Consider the following 22,924-nt stretch of genomic DNA (forward strand, 5'->3'; position numbering starts at 1 on the left):
GGATCGGTATTTTAACATTGGAGATTGAAAAAGATCTGATTTGTTTACATTCAAATTGTGTTTATATTATAGTAACTTACTTAAAGTTTGTTTGTTCTGAATTTATCTTAACATAAAGATAATTAAAGCGCAACACCCGATTGTACGAATGTCATAGACATATTGCATCAACGATGCCACAATGGTTGAATGTAAAAAAAGCCCATTATATAAACTGCAAAAAACCATACAGACGTTAACGGAAAGGCAGAACTGATCTGGCGTTATATAGGCCAATAGAAAGGGGCGTAATCATAATGGCTGATCCGAAGTGGCTTGATCCATTTGATGAGGCACCGTTCATCATGTTTTCCTGGCCACACTTGTGGGCAGTGTTCGGCATTGCTGCTGCGATCGGGTTGTTATATGTGTTGAAATCCAGATTGAGGGCATGGTCCGAAAAAAAAAGGAAGGTCCTCCGAATCTGCATGGCAGGCATGTTGTTGTCCATGGAAATCATGCTTCAGTCATGGTATGGCTATGGCGGGGTATGGAGCCCGCAAACGTCCCTTCCGCTGGAGCTGTGCAGCTTGACCTTGCTGCTGTCCGTCGTCCTGCTGCTGACACGAAGCAAATGGCTGCATTCCGCATTATTGTACGCCGGGATCGCCGGAGCCATGATGGCGATCGTGACGCCCAACCTTGGTTATGCGTTCCCGCATTTTCGCTTTATTCAATTTTTCACTGCCCATGGCCTTATTATTCTTGCTTTGCTTTACATGACTTGGGTGGAGGAGATGCGTCCGGGCTGGAAGTCAGTCATAGGTTCGATCTGTTTTGTAAATCTGGCTGCCCTGGCCGTGTATATTGTTGATGTGATGCTTGGTGCCAATTACATGTTCCTGCGCCATAAGCCCGATACGGCTTCAATCCTGGATGTGTTCGGTCCTTATCCGCTGTATATCTTGTGGGAGGAAGGATTGGCCGCTGCCTTGTTTGCGCTCATGCATGTGCTGCTGTTTGCCATACCGGACAAGATCCATCGTATAAGAAACGCGAATCCGGTAGAAAAAAGGGGAGCCCGGCTTTCCGAAACACGTTAAAGAAAAATCCCGCCGTACGCCGGAAGGCGACTGCGACGGGATGAACGAAAGATGGGATAACGGCAAGAAGCCGCACTAAAATGCCGATATGCAATTGAAGCGATAGGAGGCTTACCCCCGGAGCAGCGACTCCGCCCCGTCCACGTATATGCGCGTGCCGGTGACATGGGACGCTTCATCGGAAGCCAGGAAAAGCACAACGTTGGCTACCTGCTCCGAGGTTCCGGGCTTGCCTTTCAGCGGATGTTCGTGGCCTTCCGGAAACTGGACGGGAATCTGCACTTCTTTCAGGTCATCCGAAGGATAGGTATTGTCATCGATGTTGGTGTCAATCGCGCCGGGACAGACGGCGTTTACTCGAATGCCATAACGCGCAAGCTCCAGGGCGGCCATTTTGGTGAAAGCCGTTTGCCCCGCCTTGCTGGAAGCATATGCCGAGAATCCGATGCCCGAAAATACGCGGTTGCCGTTGATCGAGCTCGTAATGATGATGCTGCCGCCACGCTCCTTCATGTGGGGGATGGCATATTTCACCGTGGCGAACGTACCGCGCATGTTGATATCCATCGTCTGGTCCCAATCGTCCATCTCCATCGTTTCGATGGGGGCCATCGTGCCGTTAATGCCGGCATTGGCAAACACGACGTCGATGCGGCCCGCCATTCGGGCAGCTTGGTCGATCGCTTGGCGGACTTGGTCCGGCTTGGACACGTCGCACTCCAGCACATGGGCTATGCCGCCGATTTCTTCAATGCTCCTTTTTGTTTCCTCCGCGTTCTCCGGGGTCCTGTCCAGCATGAATACTTGAGCGCCTTGTTCCCCGAATTTGATGGCCGTGGCCTGGCCAATGCCCGAACCGCCTCCCGTGACGATCGCGACTTTATCCTTTAGATGTTCTGTCATCGTTCATTCTCCTCCCTGAAATGACGGTTTATCCCTATTTACCCGGCGAGAGAGGCATGAAGCAAAAAATGAGCGTCAAAAGAAACATTAAAACGAACCATCACAAAACGATCATCACAAAACGATCCATCTCAAAAAGACAGCGTCCCGGGACGCTGTCTTGTTTGTAGCATAAGAGCCATCGGCCTTCGCCATGGCGTCTATTTATGTTTTTTCCAATCCAAGGAGCTGTTGTTCAGCAGGTACTCGAAGTCGTTCTCCAGCCGTTTCTGTTCCGCTTTGCGTACTGCTTCCGCTTCCTGACGTTCCCGTTCTTTGCGTTCCGTTTCCGCCGCCTTGGCCTCATCGGCCTGTGCTTTGAGCTTTGCCAGCACGTCGCTGCTCAGAAGGTCTTTCAGCGTTGCCGGTTTATCTTGGGATGCCTTTGGGGCAGGGGAGTGTTTTTTGGATTTGGCCATGGGAATCGATCTCCTTTCAAAAACATACATCAGTATGGCATGCAGACACCCTGTTGCAGGGTAGTCATTATAGTATATCAGGTTCGCAAAATCCGTTCCATGGAGCAGGCCAAAAAGCAGGAAAGTGGAAGCTTCAGAGCGAATGAAAAAGGGTATAAACTCATATATTATTACCGATACTTCGACTATTCCCTGGTGAAAGGAGTCGTTGGTCGTGGAAATGAACCGCAGTTTATTGAAAGGGCTTGCATGGGGGTGTGCCTTCAGCATCCCGCTGTGGATGGCGATTATCGGTTGGGTGCTTATGCTCAGCCATATGTTGTAGGATGCTGCAGAACCATTTCGAAGCACAGGAGAGCCACCATTACGGGTTACGGGTTATGGATTTCATTACATGCACGAAAAAACGTAAAGCGAGGGTTTTGGTTTTGATAAATGTAAACGCTAACAACGAAAAAGGGACAAAACGATAAAGCTCTGCCTTCCGCACATCGGCGAAGGGCAGAGCTTTATACGTTCAATTAAGGCATTTTGACCGGTTCAGGATATTCGAGCCCATGGGTGTCGACGGTCACCTTTTTCATGACTTGATCCTGAAGGGGCTTGTCCTTCTTGCCTCGTTCTTGAGCAGCGATGGCATCCACGACCTCCATGCCTTCCGTTACTTTGCCGAACGTGGCATAAGCGTTGTCCAAATAGTCGGCATCTGATTCCATAATGAAAAACTGAGAGCCTGCCGAATCCAGATCATTCCCGCTTCGCGCCATGGAAATGACGCCGCGCGTGTGCTTCAGATTGTTTTTATGGCCGTTGGACGTAAATTCGCCTTTAATGGTATATCCGGGTCCCCCGGTACCATTTCCGTTCGGATCTCCGCCCTGAATCATGAAGCCCGGAATGACGCGATGGAAGATCGTTCCGTCGTAAAAGCCTTTGTTCGCCAGCGAGATGAAGTTGTTCACCGTATTCGGCGCGATGCCCGGGTACAGCTCGATGACGATTTTTTGTCCATCCTGCATCTCGATGGTTGCCACCGGGTTCGGGCCTTCCGGCTCGACCGGTTCGGGTGTTTCGGCTGCGCCGCTGGATGCGCGCCCGCAGCCGCTAATGATGATAAGCAACAACGCCAGCATCAGCGAAGTTGCCGTCGTTTTTTTCAATCGACCAAACATGAAGACGTTCCTCCCTGCAATGTGCATCGTCGGGGTTCTGACAGTAAGGCCTGTCGTCATCCACAAACTATCATACCTTTTTTGCCGCCGAAAAGGCAATCGATGGCATAGACGCAGACTATAAAGGATGGCCTTCATGGGAGGATGGGTGTAAAATAAGGGAAATGCTTCCTCAGGCAGGGACGTACGGGTCTGTACCGTTCGCTCCAGCATATGCGGCAGTCCCGGCGTCGGCAAAGGAAAGGACGTGCAGGGATATGAACTTCTCGTGGAAGCGCAATCTGGTTATTTTGTGGATAGGGGTGTTTTTTTGCAGCACGGCCTATTCCATCTCCATTCCGTTTCTGCCCTTGTTTCTAAGTCATGATCTGGGCGTTCGGAATCATCTGGAGTTCTGGTCAGGGCTTGCTTTTGGCATCACGTTTCTGGCCAGTGCGCTGGTGTCGCCCTTCTGGGGGTCACTCGCCGACAAGTACGGTCGCAAGCCGATGCTGATCCGGTCGGGATACAGCCTTGCGGTCTTGTATTTGATCAATTATTTCATTCAGGACCCGTATTCGCTGATCGTCGTTCGCACGTTTCAAGGGCTGCTGGCCGGTTTCGTCCCGGCAGCGATAGCTCTGGTAGGCACCAATACGCCAGAAGAAAAAACGGGGTATGCGCTCGGCATCATGTCGACGTCCGGAGCGACGGGCGGCATCATCGGGCCGCTCATCGGCGGTGTGGTCAGCCACTATTATGGCAATCGAAGCGCGTTTTTGTTTTCGGCGATCGTGGTCCTTATTTCGGCCCTGATTGCTACCTTTTGGGTCAAAGAACAGAATTTCAACCGGAACAAGGCGCGTTCCCATGTCATGGATGACATTCGCGAAGCGAGAGCCAATCGCGTGTTCATAACGGTGCTCGGCATGATGGGCATATGCACGTTCTCGGTCATGATTCTGGAACCGCTGCTGACCGTGTACGTCATGGAAATGGGCGTACAGCCGGACCGGGCTTCGCTCAGCTCAGGCATCATTTTCTCGGCCGTGGGAATTGCAACCGTGATCATGGCCCCGAAATGGGGGAAGATCGGTTCCCGCATCGGTTATGGCAAAGTGCTGATCATCGGACTTGTAGGGGGAGCCGTCGGGAATCTGTTGCAGTTTTTCACGACGGGTTACGTAGGGTTCGGCATATTGCGGTTCGTGTACGGTTTGTTCTTCGCAGCCGTATTCCCGGCGATCAATGCCATGATCGTACAGGTAACCGAGCCAGGGTTCCGCGGCAGAGCCTTCAGCCTGAACCAGTCTGCTTCCCAGATCGGGACGATGGCCGGGCCGCTCATCGGCGGCATGCTCGGCGGATGGCTGCCCATTCGCTGGATCTTCGTCATCAATGGAGCTGCGCTGCTGCTGACGGCGATTGCCGCCAGATGGTCCGGACTGGAGCGAAGGCTGCCTGGTGCCGACAAGTCTTCATCAGATAAGGTTTCAACGTAATTCGGCGAATCGGAAACGGTTTGTTTGAACGAATGAAAAAACTGACACAACCACTGGATGTGTCAGTTTTTTTGGGCGTTTATACGGCAAACGGTATTCTCCAATTACAGCGGGATTCCGATGCGTTACGAAGGCGAAGCTCCGCCTGCACCATTGATGAGATCCGTGCCATGGGGTGCATCCGGATCAGGTGCGGCGGGGTCTACCGGACTGTTCGGAAATAGTGTATCCGCGTCGGGAACGGATTCCAGGACAGGCTCTGCGGTGCGTGACTCAAGCTGCTCTTCATGCTGGTCGTTCAATCTCTGAACTCTGGAAACTTTGCGGGACGGATCATCTTCCATTTGGATGCGTTGTCCGGTACCTTCATCCAAAGCTTCCATTTCTCCGGATGGCATTTCAATTTCAGGGGGAAAGTCGCGATAACGTTGGTAACGGTCGTAGACACGGTCGCTTTCGTTATTCCCGGTCGGTTGATCTGGCATCTTCATCAACTCCTTGCGGCAAATTGGCGTTCTTGTTTTGTATTACCCTCAAGCGCAGGGATGCAATCCCGCCAAGTTATTATTTCCGGGGAAGCGTGAATGAAATACCGCGCTTGAATATCCAACGGCGGCCAGCCATAAACGGCATTAATGGTTGTATAAGGACGATTTTGCAGATTTTTGTCTTTTGTCTGTGATATCATTAAACGTAGTAAAAAGGAGGGCTTGGTTTGGATTGGTTTACGCTAGGCAATATGATCGGTCGGATCAGGATCGGGCAAAAGGCGTCAACGCCAGGGTTCTCGCGAACCGTGATCCGGCGTCCGGACGGGCTGTTCTGGGTCGGTGGCATCTGGGCAGGACAAGTCGTGCAGTTCCGCGATTTTCTTTTCTCCGACATATGGACCATCTACGAAGATGAAGAAACGGAGCAGTGGCTGGAATTTCGCCAGCGCCATGAGAAGATGGAGCGCGAAATGATTGAAAACCAGTATGAGGATTTAAATGGATAACCGAATTGGAGAGATCATCTCCAAAATGGAAAAAATATATATTTATACTAAAATGTGATTTTTTCTACCGACTTTAGAAGGTGACATCTTCACATATGGCGAATGATAACATGAAGCAAAGAAGGGGAGATAGAAAATTAGAACTTTGAGGTGCTGTGAATGAAAAATGTGCCCAAAGCAATCATCGTCCTATGGATCGGATTGTTATTTTTCATGGTCTGGCCACTTGGTACGAGCGCGGCGGCTGTTCAAGAGAATAACCGTTCTATCCCCGTTACGATGTGGGAGATTAAATGGGGAAATGTGAATGACCAAGGGTTTATTAGCGAAATCAGCGGTCTGGATGACGTGTGGGAGAGAAGAGGTTCAGGCCGAATGGATTACGAATCTTCGGGGCAGCCCACCCAATCCTTATGGACTCGTCTTACGATCCCGGAATTGAATGAGGATAGCCCGGCTATACGTTTCGAGAACATTAAGGGCCAGCATATCGTCATGTATTTGCAAGACCGTAAAGTGTATGAAAACTATCATTATAATTATGACAATAATGCCGTTTTACTTCCCCTCAATCAAAGCAATTCGGGTGATCGGCTCTACATATGGTCCGAGAACAGCAATGGTCGTTTGGGCATTCAAGGCACTGTGGAAATTGGGCGATATACCGTTTTGCAGGAGAAGTACATTCACAGCGGGCTGCTCGATGTCATTCTCGGAGCAACGTTCCTGTTTACGGCAATTACGATGGTGAGCTGTACGTTCTTTTTTGGGAAGTTTCATAAAGGCCTGTGGATTTCGCTATGCGTTGTCATGGGATCCATCGGAATCATGATTATTACGTATTCGCCATTTCTATACACGTTCTATCAAAACCAAGGCAACCTCTATTCCGTTTTGTTTGATACGGCCATGCTGTCAGGCATGCCTGCATTATGTTATTTCTTCGAACAGATTATCGGGAGAGGGCCGTACGGCGTATTTACCAAATTGAGAAAGTTCCAACTGGTGTACTCCATTATTGCCATCCTGGCATTGAGCGTTTATTTTGCTTCCGAGGGGCAGGTGAACTTGCTCTACGTGATTCTGGTGCAAAAGGGGAACGGAATCGTGCTCGTCGTTTTGCTCACTTTGCTGATGATCGGCACGGTCTCCAAAGCGATGCAAAAGAACAGGGAAGCCATCATGCTCGCGGCAGGTTTCGGTACGTTTGCTTTGGTGAGCGTTGCGGAATTGTTATGGTTTTACCAACGCGGCGGAGCATATCACCTCACATGGTGGAAATGGTCCATGGCGGCGTTTATCGTATCGCTTATTGCCATTCTGGGCAGCCGGTTTGCCGAAAAACATACGAAGGTGATTGAATACTCCAAGGAACTGGAACTGTTCAACAACGAATTGCAGCGTTCGGAGAAAATGGAAATCATCAGCGAACTGGCGGCTTCCGTGGCACACGAAGTCCGCAATCCGCTACAGGTAACGAGAGGTTTCCTGCAGCTGATGACAGAACAGGAAGACCATATAAATAAAGGATACGTGAGAATCGCCCTGGAAGAGTTGGATCGTGCCTCGGATATCATTACCGATTTCTTGACGTTTGCGAAGCCGGAATTCGATCAGATTGCCTCGCTCAACATCGCTGAAGAATTCGATCATATCGAAGGCATTCTTGTACCCATGGCGAATCTGGAGGGCGGGAAAATTACGACGGATATTCCGCCAAACCTCTGGATTCGGGGCAATTCCTCAAAGTTCAAGCAAGCCTTTATCAACATCATCAAAAATAGCATCGAGGCTCTTCAAGGACAGGGTCAAATTGACATCTGGGCGTATGCGCAGGACGGCATCATCAAGGTCCATGTCAGGGATAACGGGGAAGGAATGGATGAAGAAGCATTGCATCGTCTGGGTGAACCCTATTTTTCGAACAAAATTAAGGGGACGGGCCTGGGCATGATGGTGACGTTCCGTATTGTAGAGGCTATGAACGGACAAATCTCGTTTACAAGCACTAAAGGGGTAGGGACAGAAGCGGTTGTATCGTTTGCCGAGTTCGTCAGTTGACGAGCCCGGCAGAGGGTACAACCTTTTTTTGTCCGCTACCCCTGGATGATCAGAATGGGAATATTAATCTCTCCAAGGTCCGCAATTTACATCATAATTGACTTTGGAGGGATTTGGAGGAATAACGAGCACATAATCGTTTTGTTGTTCTTCCACCGTACGGATTTTCACGTTGTCCGGAATCTCAATGCCGAATGCCTCGCGCAAAGCTTGCTTTGGATTGGCATGCAACTGCTGTCTGAACTGCTCGTCCATCCACGCTTTTTCAATAATATCCTCACGCATTGTTTTTTCTGATACCATCATTGTGAACATTCCCTTCCCATTTTGGATTGTTTGGATCATGATTGTTGACTGGCATGAATCAGATACGAAAAGCCGCCTTGCATTAACGATTTTTTGTGGGCCTCTACCTCTTCAATCGCTTGATCCAAGGCAGAGCATAAAAAAAGGTTGAACGACCGGAGTTGCGGAATCCAATCGTTAGACGATGTAAGAGTGTAATGATGCCAGGCAATGTCTGCATAGGACTTCATAAACCGGGAATTGTACGTGTTGCGAATAACCTGCTCACTTACGGGATATGCCGGGTAATCCAGCTTCATGGCCGAAGATACGTGCGAAAGGAAGCTGTTGTAATTCCCATGCTCGGCATCTTCATTGAAATCCGTAAAATCGTCGGTCATCTGAAGCGTCATCAGCGCAATGTCAAGGTCGGCGCATAGGGAAGGAATCCGTTCCTCTTGTTCCAGCAGCAGAAGAGAACCTGCGGCTCCGAGCAGTAAAGGTGCGGCCTTTTGCGCATTCCGAAGCGGATTGATGCCAAAGGGGTCCGACATCGTTTCTTCTGTGACACCGGTCGACCATTCCATGACATATTGTCTGTAATAACTCCAGAATAGGGACGTGTTGCCGAACAATTCACGGTATATGCCCAGCGCATCGACGTAGTACAGATTTCCGAGTGCCAGCTTGAGTGTGATATCTTCGGGACGCTGATCCATGATTTCATCCTGGATCAGAAAATACAACATATGAATCAGACAGGCTGTGCTTAACTTGTGTGCGGTCTCTGCGGGAAGTCTGCCGGGGCCGGCGTGTTGCATCCACAGAGGGATGATGTAACCAATATAGCTGTGCCCGCTATCCCGCAATAAGGGATTGGCCAATTTGAGCTGTTCCCCGGCATAATGGGATATCGGTCCGGGATAGTTTTGCACCAGCTGCTCGGCGGCAGCGAATACCACCTCCACATCGGATCTAAACGGATCAAACCATTCTCTCCGCATCATTGGATTACGTCCTTCCTGCTTGAGTGAATTCAAGGACTATTTGACTAGATCTTGGAGTTAATCCCAGTATAGCGGAAAATATTTGAAAAAAATAGGTTTTTTTGTGATGGATTGTGAAAAATATGGTGACATTTAAGACGTTATGGCAGTAATTGAGGACTCTCAAGCCTATTTTGGATCGAAACATGCAAAATGTTGGAATAAAAAAAAGGATAATGGGACCAAAATAGAGAGAGAGGCTTTGCATGACATTTTGTTACGAATCCATGTGTACACGAAAGGTAGGATGAACATGAAAATAAATGAAAAAAAATGGCTGGCTGGCTTCATGGCGGCTGCGCTGTTCTTTGCGGCTGGAAATCTGGTTTCGGCCAACGCGCCAGCCGTTCAAGGGGGCAGCGAGCGTGTAGCCCCTGCATCCTCGTTTACGGGTGAGAAGGCTCCATGCATGCAGGCCAGCCACGGTCTGTTCATGATTGGCGAAACAGCGGACCTGCTCGGCGTGGGACTCAGGGAGCTGAAGGAGCAAATGGAGCAGGGCAAAACGCTGGCTCAGATCGCGAAGGAACGCAAAGGCTGGAGCGAAAGCCAATTGCTCGAGAAATTGAAGCCGACACTGTCTCAGAGACTGGACAAAGCCGCGAACGAAGGCTGCCTGACGAAAGAACAGGCGGCGGCAGCCAAACAGTCCATGGATCAGAAGCTGCTGAAAGTCATTCGCACGCCACTGAAGGACTTGCGGCGTGAGTTTGCCGGTATTGCAGGCAAAAAGCCACCCATTAACCACAAGGTCATCGCCGAATTTATCGGCATTACGCCCGAAGAGCTGCAGAAGCAGCTGCAGAGTGGCAAATCGTTGGCCGAAGTGGCCAAAGCTCACGGGATAAGTGAGACCCAACTGATCGACAAGCTGAAGGAGCAGTTAACGGATGATCTTCAGCGATTGGTGCACCGCAAGGGATGGGCGCGCCCTGCACCCCATGACCGCGCTCCAGGGCATCCCGCTGGAGCGGAAGCAAAATAAATAATAAGGTGTGAAGGAACACTTACGCCTATATGTAATCAGGCTGCCCAGCGCTTCATGAATGCGACGGGGCAGCCCTTTTTTTTATGCCAATGCGCGTTGCTTCAAAGATAAGGTTTGGCAACCGGGCGATCGGATCGCGGCGTGCCGTGAGTTGGCTCACCATTGGAACGGTTTAGCTTGGAATTGGTGGGATTCCCCTTGTTCAAGCCGGTCAAATAGCGCGCTCCGGGCAAACGCGATAAGCCGCGGCTGATGCCAAGTGCTGCCACCGCCGTCAAGGCAAAGGATAACAGCGTCATCGGCAAATGCCATCCAGCCAACTGCAGCGGCCGGGTGACGTACGCAATGCCGTAAATAACAAGTGCATGAACGAGATAACCGCCGAATGAATAACGGCCGATCCATGCCAGCAGGCGCTGAAACCGCGTGTTCTGGCCGCGCAACAGGACGAGAAAGCCATACAGCATCAGCATCTGGGCCATAATGATGACAAAGGTCGTCGGTTTCAGGTAGGTCGAGATGTTCAGGTTCATCGTTTCGCCAGAACCTCGAAGCACGTCGTAACCAAGCCACACATACATACCAATGAATACACAGCTCGTATAAGGGAGGGCGCGTACGGTCCAGTGACGCCAATCATCGACCGACCAGGCACATACGGCGCCCAGCACAAAATAAAACCAGTACATCATCCAGGAATAAGATCGATATTCCAGCAAAAACGACCAAGGCCGCGACCATGCGGCTGTCCACCCGGCCATATCATAATAGGACCATTTCATCAGCAGGGCATAACATGCCGCAGCTGCCAGAACGAGAAGAGCAACCCACTTCCCCCGGCTTAATCTTCGGGCAGCGGAGATTCGCTGTTCGATCAGGTCCGTACCCTTGAGAAAGAGAGGGAACAGCAAATAGAATTGAAAAATCATGATGATAAACCAGAGGTGGTATCCCGTTTGCGGAATAACCAGTTCACGCAGCAAACTTGTGACATCCAGCGAATCTGCCTGCCAGAATTGAGGCGTAAAGATGCGAACCGCAATCCAGTAAATTCCCGTCCAGACGATGAACGGAACGAAAATGTCTCCGAAACGTTTGCGAATAAAGCGGCCGTAATCCGGTTTGGCATGACGATGATGATAGAACAGCAGCACACCTGACAAAAAAACAAACGTTGGCGTGCCAAAACGCGTCAAATGATAGATCATGGCCAGCATGATGGAATCCGGCTGTTCAATGTCCAGGCGGTAGATGTATTCGGCAATGTTATGCTGCATGACGATCGCAAGAAAAGCGAGTCCCCGCAGCTGCGTCCATTCTTCGATACGTGTTTTGCCCATCCATACTCCCTCCTTGTCGCCGTTTCATCATTAAAGCGTACCTGCTCAACATTAAGCCCGCATTAAATGGGGAAAAGAGGCAAAAAAAGACGGCTTATCGCCGTCCGTCAGGGTTGTGTTTCAATTTGTGGTTTTGGTTTCTATTTCAAGTTCGCTTTCAGAATCACTCTCTGTTTGCGTCTGCTGCTGCGCATCTTGATCGAACAAATCCTGAATGTAGGCTTGCAGCTTGTTGACATCCACGCCCAGAACCTGAGCGGAGCCCGCCATTTCGTTGGTCAGCAGCTTATACGGAGGGATCTGCTGTTTATCAATCTCGTTGACATTAATGTCAAATCCGAGCGCAGCCAGCTTCAGCATCTGGGTCGGACTGAGATCCGTCTCGATGTACGGAGCCACCGCTTCCAGAATTTCCGGCACTTTGAATAGCGAAGAGGTGCTTTGCAGCTTTTTGGCCAGCTCGGTCATAAAGATCCGCTGCCGCTCGGTGCGGGTAAAGTCCGATGTGGCGTCATGCCTGAAACGCACGTATTGCAAAGCCGTTTTTCCGTCCATATGCTGAAGTCCTTTCTTCAGATCGATATCGTACATATGCTTGTCGGCTTTGCTGGTGTAGTGCATGTCCTTTTCCACGTCGATATCAATGCCGCCGACCGCATCCACGAGCGCGATGAAACCGGTGAAATCGGTGTAGACGTAGTGCTGGATCGGGATGCCCAGCAGATGGCTTACGGTTTGTTTGGTCAATTCGGCTCCGCCATAGGAAAACGCGGCGTTCAGCCGGCTTTTGCCATGCCCCGGAATGTCGACATAGGTGTCGCGCAGCACGGAGAACAGATGGGCGGTTTTGGTGACCGGATCAATGGAAGCGACCATGACCGAGTCCGATCGGCCTGCATCATCTCCGCGGGAATCGCCCCCAAGCAGCAGGATGTTCACGCGCTCTTTGCCTTCCCATTTCGGTATAGCGGTTTCTGGCGCATTCTCTGAGCTGCCTGTCTCCGTAGAAGCCGTTGGGGTGTGCGAGGCCGTCGATATGCTATTGGCAAAATGAGCGATCGAATATCCGTAGTAAATGATGATTCCCGTTACGGCAAGAGCCAGGGTCAGAGCGGTCCCCCATAACCATTTCTTCAGCATGAAATTTCACCTTTCTATCGTTGAACTGATATGTAACCCCAACTATTTTAACAAAAAGTAAGAGGAATGTCCCCTTTGATTTCGAATGTTAGGTATTACGGGCATAAATTTGACATTTCGTTGGTGAATCGATAAAGTGTAAAAAATAATCGAGTTTGTTGTAAATGGAGTGTGAAATAATACCGTGAATCAATCTGTCTTCGACTGGATTAACCAATTTGCCGATCATGTACCGCTATTGGACTGGTTCATGATGACGTCGGCTGAATATGCAGCATGGGTCATGATCGCCCTGCTTGTCATCGTCTGGTTTATGGGCAACCCTGCCAAACAGCGCATCGTTTTCTATGCGTGTGTGGCATCCATTCTATCTTTATGTCTTGCAAAGTGGGCGATTTCGCCGATCGTGGACCATCCAAGGCCATTCGTCGAAGGCCACGTGAACCAGCTTATTCCGCATGTGCCCGATCCGTCGTTTCCCAGCAAACATGCATCCTTTGTATTTGCGCTTGCGGCAGCTTCCTTTTTTATCGGGCGGCGATTTGGATGGTGGATGCTGCTGCTCGCTGTGCTAACGGGCGTGTCCCGCGTATATGCAGGCGTTCATTATCCTGGCGACATTTTGGGCGGTTTCCTATTGGGGAGCCTGGTCAGCGTGGCATTGATCGTGACGCGCAATTATACGAAGTCGGTCCCTGATTTTTTCATCAAATGGCATCGCAAAGTTTTTCGCTATATAAGTTGAACCGATGATTTTTACACGGAGTCACTACGTGGTCAGAACCATCTTCCGATCACTGTTATCCCCGGATTTTTTTGATCCCCTTTTTTCAAAGGGAAAATCCGGTGATAAATGCGACCGCTTCGCTTCTCCAGATTCTTTCTGCCCTCTCCGTTATCGTGTAAATGTCAGGTTCAACCTATATAGTTTTGTAGAGGAGGAGCGGAGCCATCATCGAATAGGGTAAAAGCAAAAGCTTGATGGATGCTGGCCAGGCCAGTAACCTCAAGTTTTTTTGAGTTTTGCGGAAGTTATATGAAATTTGAAAAAATATCGAATGGCTTCTCTATAATCGTTGCCGATTTTTGTCGATATACTATAGGTATGTATCAGTTAAGGAGTGGGAGCCATGAAGGATGCCGGGGGAACGGCACAGAACAGATTTAAATTAACGATTCGCATGAAATTGTTAGCTGGATTTTTAATCGTGGTAGGTTTACTGGCATTTGTAAGCGTGTATGCCCTGACCCAGATTCACAACATGTCAAAGAAAGCGGATGAGATTGACAAGACGTGGATGCCTGTCGTTACTCTTCTTGGGGGAATGAACGGGGATGTGTCGGATATCGAAAGGCTGGCACTGGGGATCATTGTGGAACAGGACGCGAGCGAGAACGCCAAAATGGCTGAAACGCTCGACCAGCTCCAGGAGGAGCTCAAGGGAAAGAACGAACAACTGAAAACGTATCTTTCGGGGAGTGAAGATGCGCTGAAGATGTACGAGAAGTACATCACGAATTACAATGCCTATATTGAGAAAATGCCTGCTTTCATCAAGTTGGGCCGGGAGAACAACTATGAAGAGTCAAGCCGATTGCATAGGGAAGCGTACCCGTTCTGGTTTACGGCAAACGAGACGATTATGCAATTAATCAGTTCGGGAAATATGGCGTCCGAAGCAGCAACCAGTTCTTCGGTTGAATCGGCGGAATTTGCGTTTAACGTGATCTTGGTCGTGACGATCGTTTCGTTTGCGCTGGCGATGTCCATCGCTATCTTTATTTCGATTATCATTTCAAAACCGATCAAACAAATGAATGAAGCGGCCATGCGTATTGCGAGCGGTGATCTTACAGGCGAAACGATCGTCCTCAAAAACAGGGACGAGCTCGGCACGCTCGCCGGCTCATTCAATACGATGACGGCGAACTTGCGCGTCATGATCGAATCGGTGGCGACGACCTCGGAACAGGTAGCAGCCTCTTCGGAGGAACTGCTCGCCAGCGCGGAGCAAAATACGAAAGCATCCGAGCAGATTTCCGAAACCGTGGAAGAGTTGGCCGTAGGTACGTCCGAGCAGGTGAACCTCGTCAAACGTTCGTCCCAAGCCATGAGCGAGATGGCGATCGGTTCGGAACAAATCGCGCAGTTGGCGACGAGCGTATCCACATCGGCCGTGGATGCGGCCAACATGTCTGCCGAGGGCAACATGATCATCAAGGAGGCCGTAACGCAGATGGCTTCCGTGCGTACTTCGATTGCTTCGTTATCCAAACTGGTGACAGGCCTTGGAGAACGTTCGGCCGAGATCGGCACGATTACCGAAGTCATCAACAACATTGCACGCCAGACGAATCTGCTTGCTCTGAATGCGGCCATTGAGGCAGCCCGGGCGGGAGACCATGGACGCGGTTTCGCGGTCGTTGCCGGCGAAGTGCGCAAGCTGGCCGAAGAGTCTTCGCTGTCGGCGCAGCGCATCACGGAGCTGGTACACCTGATTCAGTCCGATACCGAGCAAGCCGTAGAAGCGGTGAAAGTAAACAGCAACGAAACGGAAAGCGGCATCGAAGTCGTGACGGCGGCCGGGGATGCATTTGAACAGATTTCGAATGCCGTCAGCAAAGTTGCCGGCGAAATTCAGGAAGTGTCGGCAGGTGCAGAGCAGATGGCAGCGAGCACCGACGAAGTCGTCAAATATGTGGAACAGGTGTCGGCCATCGCGGAGGAAGCTTCCGGCGGTGTGCACAATGTATCTGCAGCCACGGAAGAGCAGTTGGCCTCGATGGAAGAAATCGCATCTTCGGCAGCTTCCCTGTCGAAGATGGCCGAAGAACTGCAAGAACAGATCAACAAATTCAAAGTATAGTTCCGGTGCCTTATCCCGAGCCCTTGTTTAGCGGCGCGGGATAAGGTTTTTTTGCATGCCTGATCCAGGTCACAACAATGTTATTCCGGAAGTCACCAAAGCTTATATTGCATCCGGTGCAAAAGACTATAATGGAAATTAATGGTGGAAAAACTTGGAGTCACGCCATGGAAAGGAGCGGTTTAAACAAACCTCGACATGGGGCAATCGAACAATACGAAAGACGGAGGAGTTGAATGGTTGGAGATGAAGTCAAGCTGGCGTAAACGTCTCGTTATGTTGGCGTTATCGGCAGGACTGTTGACAGGAGGTACATTCATGCATGGGTTGACGGACAGAGCGGATGCGGCCGCAAATGGCCACAACTATGCAGAAGCGCTGCAGAAGGCGATTTATTTCTATGAAACCCAGCGTTCCGGAACTTTGCCGGAGTCGAACAGGGTAGAATGGCGCGGCGATTCGGGCTTGAGGGACGGGGCCGACGTCGGCGTGGATCTGACCGGAGGTTGGTACGATGCCGGAGATCACGTGAAATTCGGTTTGCCGATGGCATACTCTGCCACGATGCTCGCCTGGTCTGTGGTAGAATACCGCGAAGGATACGAACAGGCCGGTCAACTCGAGGAAATCAAGGATAACATCCGCTGGGCGACGGATTATTTTATGAAAGCGCACACAAAACCGAACGAATTATGGGGACAAGTCGGAGCGGGTCAAACGGACCATGCCTGGTGGGGACCGGCCGAAGTCATGCCGATGGATCGCCCGGCATTTAAAATCGATGCCTCTTGTCCGGGCAGCGACCTTGCGGGAGAAACGGCGGCGGCACTTGCGGCATCTTCGATCGTTTTTGCGGCGGATGATCCGTCGTATGCCTCCAGATTGCTGCAGCACGCAAAGGAGCTCTATCATTTTGCCGACACGTATCGTGGCAAATATTCCGACTGCATTACGGATGCGCGAACGTTCTACAATTCCTGGTCAGGCTACGAAGATGAACTGGCATGGGGAGCGACATGGCTTTATCTGGCAACAAATGATAACGCTTACTTGTCCAAGGCGATAGCCGCAACCGATGCATGGCCCTCGACCGGAGGGGCATACAACTGGCCATTTACATGGACGCATGGTTGGGACAATAAAAACTATGGTGCCCAAATTTTGCTGGCACGCATCACGTCTGGGCTGAACATGCCCGAAGCGGCAAGGTTCATCCAATCCGCGGAGCGTAACTTGGATTATTGGACGGTCGGAACGAATGGGCAAAGGGTGAGATACACGCCTGGCGGCCTGGCCTGGCTGGACCAGTGGGGATCGCTTCGATATGCGGCGAATGCGGCTTTCATTTCGTTCGTATATTCCGACTGGGTGAATGATCCGGCGAAGAAAGCGAGGTATCGGGATTTTGCCGTCTCGCAGATCAATTACATCCTCGGCGACAATCCGCGTCAAGGCAGTTACGTCGTCGGATACGGGCAGAATCCGCCGCAGCATCCGCATCATCGCACAGCCCATGGTTCATGGGCGAACAGCGAAAACATTCCGGCATCCCATCGCCATACCTTATACGGCGCGATGGTGGGTGGGCCTGATGCATCCGACGGTTACACGGACTCCATTTCGGATTATGTAAGCAACGAGGTGGCGATTGATTATAATGCAGCGTTTACGGGAGCGCTTGCCAAAATGAACCTGTTGTTCGGGCAAGGCGATGAACCGTTGGCGAATTTTCCGGAACCCGAGGAAAAGACGGATGAATATTTCGTCGAGGCATCCATTAAGGCCGAGGGCCCCGATTATACGGAGATTCGGGCATTATTGAACAATCGCTCCGCGTGGCCTGCCAAAATGGGAGACCGGCTGTCCTTCCGTTATTATCTCGATCTGAGTGAGGTATACGACGCAGGGTATACGGTCGCCGACGTTCGCGTGACGACGGCCTACAGCGAGGGAGCAGCCGTATCACAGCCCATCGTCGTTGATAAGGCTCGCCGAATCTATGCCGTAACGGCGGATTATAGCGGGACCAAGCTTTACCCCGGCGGCGAGGGCCATTATCGGAAAGAAGTGCAGTTTCGCATCAGCGGACCGCAAGGTGCATGGAGCGCGGCCAACGATCCGTCCCATTCGGGATTGGCAGCCGGGACTCCGCAAAGGAGCGCGCATTTGCCGGTATACGATGCCGGACGGCTCGTTTACGGCCAGGAACCGGGCGTCTTGCCCGTAATGGTCCCGTCTGCGCCAGCTTCGTTGCAGGCTGCTGCAGGCCAGGGCCAGATCACCTTGAGCTGGACGGCTTCCGTAGGAGCGAGCTTTTACACCGTCAAACGTGCCGAGGCAGATGGGGGCCCGTACACGGCAGTGGCTGCCAATGTGAACGGAACGACCTATACGGACACCGGGCTGACGAACGGCAAGACGTATTATTACGTCGTAACCGCCGTAAATGCGGCAGGCGAATCCGCTGCGTCGGCGCAGGCATCGGCTGTGCCGCAGGCAGGCAGCGCCTTGCCCGGCGCGTTCACGCTCGTAGGGACGGCAGGCGATGCGCAGGCGGTACTGGCCTGGGCCGCTTCGGACGGCGCGGACAGCTATGCGGTGCAGCGGCGAACGGGGAGCGGGGCATTTGAAGAGGTGGCGGCAGGGCTGACGGCATTGACTTATACGGATGCCGCCGCCGTGAACGGTACGACGTACACGTACCGGATCGCCGCGAGCAACGGCAGCGGCCAGACGCTGTCGAACGAAGTGACGCTGACACCGACCGCGTCTCCGGCTGGGACGGGAACGCTGGAGGTACAGTACCGCAATGGCGGGGCGGGAGCGAGCGGCAATGCCATTACGCCGCAGTTCAATTTGAAGAACACCGGCACCGAAGCGATCGACCTCAGCCAAGTGAAGGTTCGATACTATTTTACGAAGGACGGCAACGTGGACATGAGCTTCTGGTGCGACTATGCCCAGATCGGCAGCAGCAACGTGGAGGCTGCCTTCATCCCGCTGAACCCGGCGAAGAGCAATGCGGATACCGTGCTGGAGATCGGCTTCAAGCCGGGAGCGGGCAGTCTGGCACCAGGCGCGGAGACCGGCGTGATCCAGGGACGGTTCTCCAAAACGAATTGGGCGAGCTTCGATCAGACCAACGATTACTCGTACGACGGGGCAATGACGGGCTTCGCCGCCTGGAACAAAGTAACGGCGCATATCGACGGCATAAAGGCCTGGGGCATTGAACCATGAGACAACAGATTGCAGTCAGCAGGGAAAACAACATCGATTCCATTCTATTTCCAAGATTACAGGGAGGTATGTATCATGTTGAAATCAGCTGCGAAAAAAAGCCTGGCGGCCATGCTGGCCGGAACGGTCATGCTCACCGGGTATACGGGACTTTGGGCAGGCCCGCAAACGGTTTTTGCCGAAGAGCAGTCTTTGCAAGCGGAAGGAATCAATGAAGCGCGCTTCATGGAGCTGTACGGACAGTTGAAAGACCCCGCCAACGGATATTTCTCTCCGGAGGGAATTCCTTATCACTCTGTTGAAACCCTGATCAGCGAAGCGCCGGATTATGGGCACATGACGACTTCCGAAGCGTACAGCTATTGGTTGTGGCTCGAAACGATGTATGGGCATTTCACGGGTGACTGGTCCAAGCTCGAGGCCGCGTGGGACAACATGGAAAAATACATCATTCCCGTCAATGAGGGCGATGGCAAAGAAGAGCAGCCTACGATGAGCCACTATAATCCGAACAGCCCGGCGACATATGCTGCGGAGAAACCCTTTCCGGATCAGTATCCGTCAGAATTAAACGGGCAATACCAGGCCGGAAGGGACCCGCTGGACGCAGAGCTGAAATCCTCCTATGGCAACAACCAGACCTACCTGATGCACTGGCTGCTTGACGTCGATAACTGGTACGGCTTCGGCAACCTGCTGAATCCTTCCCATACGGCAGCGTACGTCAATACGTTCCAACGCGGGGAACAGGAGTCCGTCTGGGAAGCCGTTCCGCACCCGTCTCAAGACGACAAATCGTTCGGCAAAGCGGGTGAGGGTTTCATGAGCCTGTTCACAAAGGAGAATCAGGCACCGGCAGCGCAATGGCGTTATACCAATGCCACCGATGCGGATGCCCGCGCGGTTCAAGTACTGTATTGGGCGAAGGAAATGGGTTACGACAACCAGGCTTATCTCGATAAAGCCAAAAAGATGGGCGATTACCTGCGTTACGGACTGCATGATAAATATTTCCAGAAAGTTGGAAGCGCCAAAAACGGCAGTCCGGCCGCAGGCACGGGCAAAGATTCCAACATGTACCTTATGGGCTGGTACACCGCTTGGGGCGGCGGTTTGGGGCAGGGCGGCAATTGGGCTTGGCGCATCGGTTCCAGCCATACGCACCAGGGATACCAAAATCCGGTCGCATCTTATGCATTATCCGATCCTGCTGGCGGGTTAATCCCGAAATCGAACACGGCCAAAGCGGATTGGAACGCTACGCTGAAGCGCCAGCTTGAATTCTACACTTGGCTGCAATCCCATGAGGGGGCGATCGGCGGCGGCGCTACCAACAGCTACGGAGGTGCCTATAAAGCTTATCCGTCCGGAACGAGCACGTTCTACGATATGGCATACCAGGAAGCGCCGGTATACCGCGATCCGGATTCCAATACGTGGTTTGGCATGCAGGCTTGGTCGATGGAGCGCGTAGCGGAGCTGTACTACATTCTTGCGCAGAACGGCGATCTGAGCTCGGAAAATTTCCAGATGGCGAAAAAGGTCATTTCCAAGTGGATTGACTGGTCGAAGGATTATGTTTTCGTCAATGAACGTCCGGTGACGGATTCCCAGGGATACTATTTGGATGATTCAGGACAGCGCATTCTTGGCGGCACGAACGTGCAGGTAGCAACCACGCCAGCGACGGGAGAGTTCTGGATTCCAGGCAGCCAGGAATGGAACGGGCAACCGGATTCATGGACCGGTTTCTCTTCTTACACGAACAATCCAAATTTCCGCGTAACGACCAAAGACCCGTCGCAGGATGTTGGGGTACTGGGCAGTTACATCAAAACGTTGACCTTCTTCGCGGCGGCGACCAAGGCCGAGCATGGCGCATTTAACGCCCAAGGCCAAGAAGCGAAGGATTTGGCGGAGCAATTGCTGGACACGGCGTGGGACTACAACGACGGGGTAGGGATCGTTTCCGAAGAGGTGCGCAAAGATTACTTCCGCTTCTTCGCTAAAGAGATCTACCTTCCGGCCAACTGGACGGGATCATATGGACAGGGCAATGCGCTTCCGGGCACGGGCAGCATTCCTTCCGATCCTGCAAAGGGAGGAAATGGCGTCTATATCGGTTATTCCGATTTGCGTCCAAAAATCAAGCAGGACCCGGCTTGGGCATACCTGGATAACCTGTACAAGGCGTCCTACAATCCGGAAACGAAACAATGGGAAAACGGTGCGCCAACCTTTACGTATCACCGTTTCTGGTCCCAAGTGGACATGGCGACAGCTTATGGCGAATTCGAACGTCTTCTTGGCGACGGGAGCGGCCCGGAAACCGAAGTTCCTGCTGCGCCAAACGGTTTGACGGCCGCCGGCGGCAGTGAACAGGTTGTTCTGAACTGGAACTCCGTTTCGGGAGCGAATTCTTACACCGTCAAACGTGCCGAGGCAGATGGGGGCCCGTACACGGCAGTGGCTGCCAATGTGAACGGAACGACCTATACGGACACCGGGCTGACGAACGGCAAGACGTATTATTACGTCGTAACCGCCGTAAATGCGGCAGGCGAATCCGCTGCGTCGGCGCAGGCATCGGCTGTGCCGCAGGCAGGCAGCGCCTTGCCCGGCGCGTTCACGCTCGTAGGGACGGCAGGCGATGCGCAGGCGGTACTGGCCTGGGCCGCTTCGGACGGCGCGGACAGCTATGCGGTGCAGCGGCGAACGGGGAGCGGGGCATTTGAAGAGGTAGCGGCAGGGCTGACGGCATTGACCTATACGGATGCCGCCGCCGTGAACGGGACGACGTACATGTACCGGATCGCAGCGAGCAACGGCCACGGCCAGACGCTGTCGAACGAAGTGACGCTGACACCGACCGCGTCTCCGGTTGGGACGGGAACGCTGGAGGTGCAGTACCGCAATGGCGGGGCGGGAGCGAGCGGCAATGCCATTACGCCGCAGTTCAATTTGAAGAACACCGGCACCGAGGCGATCGACCTCAGCCAAGTGAAGGTTCGATACTATTTTACGAAGGACGGCAACGTGGACATGAGCTTCTGGTGCGACTATGCCCAGATCGGCAGCAGCAACGTGGAGGCTGCCTTCATCGCGCTGAACCCGGCGAAGGGCAATGCGGATACCGTGCTGGAGATCGGCTTCAAGCCGGGAGCGGGCAGTCTGGCACCGGGCGCGGAGACCGGCGTGATCCAGGGACGGTTCTCCAAAACGAATTGGGCGAGCTTCGATCAGACCAACGATTACTCGTACGACGGGGCAATGACGGACTTCGCCGCCTGGAACAAAGTAACGGCGCATATCGACGGCGTAAAGGCCTGGGGCGTTGAACCGTAATGGACTGTCTCATGGGAAAATAATGAAATAAAGGAAATGGGCCGGAGAGAAACTCCGGCCTTTTTTGCGACTATATAAACCGCAAAAAAACAAACACACGTTAACGGAGAGGCAGAACCAATCTGGAGAAGCAAAGCGTGCGCTAAAAGCTTTCTGAAAGAAAGCTGCATCGGAAGATGGTACTGCACTCGAAGTGCCCTAGTGTGAACGATTAAGTGCGGTTTATATAAGTATATTGTCAAATTCAATCGGCGTACGATGCTGCGGAATGAAGGAGGAATGGGGAAAAGCACGCCAAAATGCTGCGATTTACGTGTAGTAATGTTTACCACTTATGGGATTTGAAATTAAAATATGGGTCATATGAACCATCATCTTCATCCATGAATGAAAAGAGTGCATTGCATATCCAAAATCGCCGTAGCTCAAATGTTTACAATATTTTAACCTTTTGAATAAGACGCCCGGCGAGGCATCCGAATCAAAAATATGGAGACAAGCCCTGATTCTTAGTGCTCA

General features: G+C 52.0%; 17 protein-coding genes. 9 read left to right on the plus strand and 8 right to left on the minus strand.

Annotation, left to right across the window (positions count from 1 at the left end; genetic code table 11):
• Window positions 1-296: 296 nt before the first annotated feature.
• Window positions 297-1,082, plus strand: coding sequence for a YwaF family protein (locus tag SNR34_RS05765; protein WP_486181397.1), 786 nt, complete (start codon window positions 297-299; stop codon window positions 1,080-1,082).
• A 111-nt stretch (window positions 1,083-1,193) separates the two neighbouring features.
• On the opposite strand, the gene SNR34_RS05770 is transcribed toward SNR34_RS05765, so the two are convergent.
• From SNR34_RS05770 to SNR34_RS05780, 3 genes are all read right to left on the minus strand, one after another.
• Complete coding sequence (locus SNR34_RS05770) at window positions 1,194-1,985, minus strand: SDR family oxidoreductase (protein WP_486181398.1); 792 nt, start codon at window positions 1,983-1,985, stop codon at window positions 1,194-1,196.
• 200 nt (window positions 1,986-2,185) lie between these two features.
• Window positions 2,186-2,443: a YqkE family protein gene (locus tag SNR34_RS05775; RefSeq protein ID WP_486181399.1), complete on the minus strand. Its 258-nt coding sequence runs from the start codon at window positions 2,441-2,443 to the stop codon at window positions 2,186-2,188.
• 521 nt (window positions 2,444-2,964) lie between these two features.
• Window positions 2,965-3,615: a peptidylprolyl isomerase gene (locus SNR34_RS05780; protein WP_343261560.1), complete on the minus strand. Its 651-nt coding sequence runs from the start codon at window positions 3,613-3,615 to the stop codon at window positions 2,965-2,967.
• 257 nt (window positions 3,616-3,872) lie between these two features.
• Here SNR34_RS05780 and SNR34_RS05785 point away from each other — a divergent pair, with 257 nt between their 5' ends.
• Window positions 3,873-5,096, plus strand: a complete 1,224-nt coding sequence (locus SNR34_RS05785; RefSeq protein ID WP_236420127.1) for an MFS transporter — start codon at window positions 3,873-3,875, stop codon at window positions 5,094-5,096.
• Between the two features lie 125 nt (window positions 5,097-5,221).
• On the opposite strand, the gene SNR34_RS05790 is transcribed toward SNR34_RS05785, so the two are convergent.
• The gene (locus SNR34_RS05790) at window positions 5,222-5,581 is read right to left on the minus strand and encodes a hypothetical protein (RefSeq protein WP_236420126.1); all 360 of its coding nucleotides are present in this window, start codon (window positions 5,579-5,581) and stop codon (window positions 5,222-5,224) included.
• A gap of 230 nt (window positions 5,582-5,811) precedes the next feature.
• Between SNR34_RS05790 and SNR34_RS05795 the strand changes: the two genes are divergently transcribed.
• Complete coding sequence (locus SNR34_RS05795) at window positions 5,812-6,093, plus strand: hypothetical protein (RefSeq protein WP_486181400.1); 282 nt, start codon at window positions 5,812-5,814, stop codon at window positions 6,091-6,093.
• A 159-nt stretch (window positions 6,094-6,252) separates the two neighbouring features.
• A complete protein-coding gene (locus SNR34_RS05800; protein WP_343261561.1) occupies window positions 6,253-8,154 on the plus strand; it encodes an ATP-binding protein in 1,902 nt (633 codons plus the stop codon).
• Between the two features lie 63 nt (window positions 8,155-8,217).
• On the opposite strand, the gene SNR34_RS05805 is transcribed toward SNR34_RS05800, so the two are convergent.
• A complete protein-coding gene (locus SNR34_RS05805; RefSeq protein ID WP_486181401.1) occupies window positions 8,218-8,469 on the minus strand; it encodes an NHLP leader peptide family RiPP precursor in 252 nt (83 codons plus the stop codon).
• A gap of 26 nt (window positions 8,470-8,495) precedes the next feature.
• On the minus strand, window positions 8,496-9,446 hold the full coding sequence (locus SNR34_RS05810; protein WP_486181402.1) for a hypothetical protein: 951 nt from the start codon (window positions 9,444-9,446) through the stop codon (window positions 8,496-8,498).
• A gap of 292 nt (window positions 9,447-9,738) precedes the next feature.
• On the opposite strand from SNR34_RS05810, the gene SNR34_RS05815 reads away from it, so the two are divergent.
• Window positions 9,739-10,470, plus strand: a complete 732-nt coding sequence (locus SNR34_RS05815) for a hypothetical protein (protein ID WP_486181403.1) — start codon at window positions 9,739-9,741, stop codon at window positions 10,468-10,470.
• Between the two features lie 104 nt (window positions 10,471-10,574).
• Here SNR34_RS05815 and SNR34_RS05820 read toward each other — a convergent pair whose 3' ends face one another.
• Both SNR34_RS05820 and SNR34_RS05825 read right to left on the minus strand, forming a co-directional pair.
• On the minus strand, window positions 10,575-11,813 hold the full coding sequence (locus SNR34_RS05820) for an acyltransferase (protein ID WP_486181404.1): 1,239 nt from the start codon (window positions 11,811-11,813) through the stop codon (window positions 10,575-10,577).
• Window positions 11,814-11,933: 120 nt separating this feature from the next.
• Entirely contained in the window at window positions 11,934-12,953 is a 1,020-nt protein-coding gene (locus SNR34_RS05825; RefSeq protein WP_486181405.1) for an LCP family protein, read from the minus strand.
• A 184-nt stretch (window positions 12,954-13,137) separates the two neighbouring features.
• Between SNR34_RS05825 and SNR34_RS05830 the strand changes: the two genes are divergently transcribed.
• From SNR34_RS05830 to SNR34_RS05845, 4 genes are all read left to right on the plus strand, one after another.
• Window positions 13,138-13,698, plus strand: a complete 561-nt coding sequence (locus tag SNR34_RS05830; RefSeq protein ID WP_486181406.1) for an undecaprenyl-diphosphatase — start codon at window positions 13,138-13,140, stop codon at window positions 13,696-13,698.
• A 385-nt stretch (window positions 13,699-14,083) separates the two neighbouring features.
• The gene (locus SNR34_RS05835; protein WP_486181407.1) at window positions 14,084-15,820 is read left to right on the plus strand and encodes a methyl-accepting chemotaxis protein; all 1,737 of its coding nucleotides are present in this window, start codon (window positions 14,084-14,086) and stop codon (window positions 15,818-15,820) included.
• A 318-nt stretch (window positions 15,821-16,138) separates the two neighbouring features.
• Complete coding sequence (locus SNR34_RS05840; protein WP_486182409.1) at window positions 16,139-19,060, plus strand: glycoside hydrolase family 9 protein; 2,922 nt, start codon at window positions 16,139-16,141, stop codon at window positions 19,058-19,060.
• 75 nt (window positions 19,061-19,135) lie between these two features.
• Complete coding sequence (locus SNR34_RS05845) at window positions 19,136-22,405, plus strand: glycoside hydrolase family 48 protein (protein ID WP_486181408.1); 3,270 nt, start codon at window positions 19,136-19,138, stop codon at window positions 22,403-22,405.
• Window positions 22,406-22,924: the final 519 nt, after the last annotated feature.

The sequence above is a fragment of the Paenibacillus sp. XP01 genome, from assembly GCF_057364885.1.